This window comes from bacterium (assembly GCA_035528375.1).
In the GTDB taxonomy this organism is placed as follows: Bacteria; RBG-13-66-14; RBG-13-66-14; order RBG-13-66-14; family RBG-13-66-14; genus RBG-13-66-14.
The window spans coordinates 1-2837 of record DATKYS010000097.1 but is presented as its reverse complement, the minus strand read 5'-3'; the positions used below and the strand labels follow the sequence as shown (position 1 = coordinate 2837).

The following is a 2837-nucleotide window of genomic DNA, read 5'->3' as shown; positions in this document are numbered from 1 at the left end:
GGACATTTGACATGCCGATCCTCGGACTCTTTGTTTGCCACCATGCCTCCAGTTCATGTGACATGATAGCATCCCCGTAAGTCCTTTATCTAGCGTTGTAGATGAGACTAAGGATGGTCCAGGAACACAAAGGTATCCCTTTTTTAATATCTTTCGGGCGGCTTTTTTGGTGTGTCTCGATGAAATCCAGTACCGGGTTTTTTCCATCCGCCGTGACAAAGTACCATGCGCTTCTATAACTACCCTCGTAGAAGAGTACCGCCAGCTTGCCCATCCTCGACCGCCTTAAAGTTAACCTACAAGTTAACTCTTGTCAAGTGGTGATTGACACTTTTTTAAGAATAACTTGTCTTCTCTGCCGGGCGGACGGTTCCCTATCCCGGTTCCTCGCGGGTGAACCAGGCGATGAAGGACTCCACGCAGCGCCCGTCCAGGTGGTTGTGCTCCACCTCCTCGCGCAGGATGCCGAAGGCGCGCTCCGTGTTCATGGGCTCCTTGTAGTGGCGCTTCTGGGTCAGGGCGTCGAAGATGTCGGCCACGGCGATAATCCGCGCCCCCATCGGTATTTCCTCTCCGACGAGCGCCTCGGGGTAGCCCGTGCCGTCGAGCTTCTCGTGGTGCCCGGCGGCGATGGCCGGCACCTCCCGCAGCGGCCGCTCGAAGGCGATCTTGTCCAGCAGCTCCCGGGTGATGGCCGCGTGGGTCTTCATCTCCTCGTACTCGTCGGGGGTGAAGCGCCCCGGCTTGCACAGGATGCAGTCGCGGATGCCCACCTTGCCGAAATCGTGTAAAAGCGCCGCCACCCGCAGCACCTCGCGCTCCCCCGGAGGCAGGCCCATCTCCCGGGCGATGCCCAGGGTGTAGCGGGTGACGTTTTTGATGTGGTTCGAGGTTATCTTGTCCCGGGCGTCAATGGCGCCGGAGAGCGTCTCGATGAAGCTCGAGAACATCTCCTGCCGCTGGCGGTAGAGGAGGTTGTTCTCGATGGAGATGGCCGCCTGGGCCGCCAGCATGGTCAGGAGCTTCTCGTCGTCGGCGTCGAAGGGGAGGCTGTCCTCGGGTAGGCCCGAGGGCGCCTTCTTGTTGAGCACCTGGAACACGCCCATCACCTCGCCCCGCTTGTCGAGCATGGGCATGGTGAGCATGGACTTGGTGCGGTAGCCGGTCTGGCGGTCTATCTCCTTGTTGAAGCGGGGGTCGTCGTAGGCTTCGGGGATGTAGAGGGTCTTTCCGGTGGTGGCCACGGCGCCGGCGATGCCCTTGGACGCCGGGAAGCGTATCTCCCGCTCGCCCTCGGCGACCATGCTCCAAAGCTCCCCCCGGTCCCGGTCGTGGATGAAGACCGTGGAGCGGTCGGCGTCCAGAATCTCGCTGGTGAGCTTGGCGATGATGGTCAACAGCTCGGCGAGGGGCATGATGCGGCCGATGGCCTGCGCCGCCTCCAGAATCACGCGCTGGCGGTGCAGCAGCCGGTCGTTCTCCCGACCCATGAGCGCGTTGGAGACCGCCACCGAGGTGAAGCTGGCGATGACGCGGAGCTGCTCCTCGTCGTCGAAGGTGAAGGGGCCCTCGCGCTTGTTGAGGACCTGGAGGACGCCGAGCGCGCGCCCCTCGCGGCCCTTCAGCGGCATCACCAGCATGTTGCGCGTCCGGTAGCCGGACCGGCGGTCCACCTCCCGGTTGAAGCGGGGGTCGGCATAGGCGTCGGTGACGTTGGCAATCTCGCCGGACCGCGCCACGTGGCCGGCGATGCCGGCGCCGGAGGGCATGCGGATCTCGTTCTCGGCCATCCCCTCGGCCACGATGCTCCACAGCTCGTCGGTGGCCTCATCGAGGAGGAAGACACTGGTTCGGTCGGCGTCCATTACCTCGGTTGTGACGCGGGCGGCGAGTTTCAACAGCGACCGCAGGTCCCGCTCGCCGGAGAGGGCGCGGCCCACGTCCAGCAGGTTCTCCTGCCGCTTGAGAATCGCCAGCGCCTGCTGGTGCGCCGCCGCGTTGGCCAGGGTCACACCGCCGTAGGCGATGAGCTGGCCCAGGAGCGCCGAGTCGTGGGCGGTGAAGCGGCCCTCGCGCTTGTTCAGCGCCCCCAGGATTCCGATGGTCCGCCCCCGGTGGTCCCTCAGGGGGAAGAATAGGGCGTTCCTGACGCGCAGTCCCGGCTCGTCGAAGAGCGCGCGCTCACCCGATTCCGCGCCGCGGCGGGAGAAGTAAAGAGACGTTCCGCCTTCGAGCACTTTTTCCAGAAATCCGCTCTGCCCCGGCTCCAGGACGTGCCCGGCCGCTACCGGGAGGTGGTACCACTCCCGCTCGTGGGCCTCCCGGGTGAACCAGATGCGGACGAGCTCGGCGTCCACGGCCCCGGCGGCGTGGCGCGAGAACTGGCCCACCAGGTGCGCCAGGTCCTGCTCGCCGGCCAGGTCCCGCGTGGCCTCCAGCAGTCGGCGCATCTCCCGCAGCCGCTGTCCGAGCTCCTCTCCACGCGCCATTTCCCCCGCCTCCGCGAATATGCTCGCTAAGTGTAACCGATTCCGCCCTCCCCCGCCACCGCCGCCCGGTCGTCAACGCGCGATTCGTTGGCGTAGGGGCGACCGTCCACGGTCGCCTGCGGGCGGGGGGCATGTCCCCTCTCCCTTTTAGGGAGAGGCGCGCCTACGGGCTAGGGTGAGGGTAAGGGTCTGGAACGTATAAAGCGGCGGCCCGCGGTCCCCCTCTCCCCGTGGGAGAGGGGATGGGGGTGAGGGCTGCCTTATCAAAAACGGGCGCACCTAAAGGTACGCCCCTACGAGTCGAATTGAAATTGTACGACACCCTCGTAGGGGCCGACCTTTAGGTCG

General features: G+C 65.0%; 1 protein-coding gene. It reads right to left on the bottom strand.

Annotated elements, in window-relative coordinates; all coding sequences use genetic code 11:
• Window positions 1–374: 374 nt before the first annotated feature.
• The gene (locus tag VM054_07540; GenBank protein HUT98911.1) at window positions 375–2489 is read right to left on the bottom strand and encodes a GAF domain-containing protein; all 2115 of its coding nucleotides are present in this window, start codon (window positions 2487–2489) and stop codon (window positions 375–377) included.
• Window positions 2490–2837 lie beyond the last annotated feature (348 nt).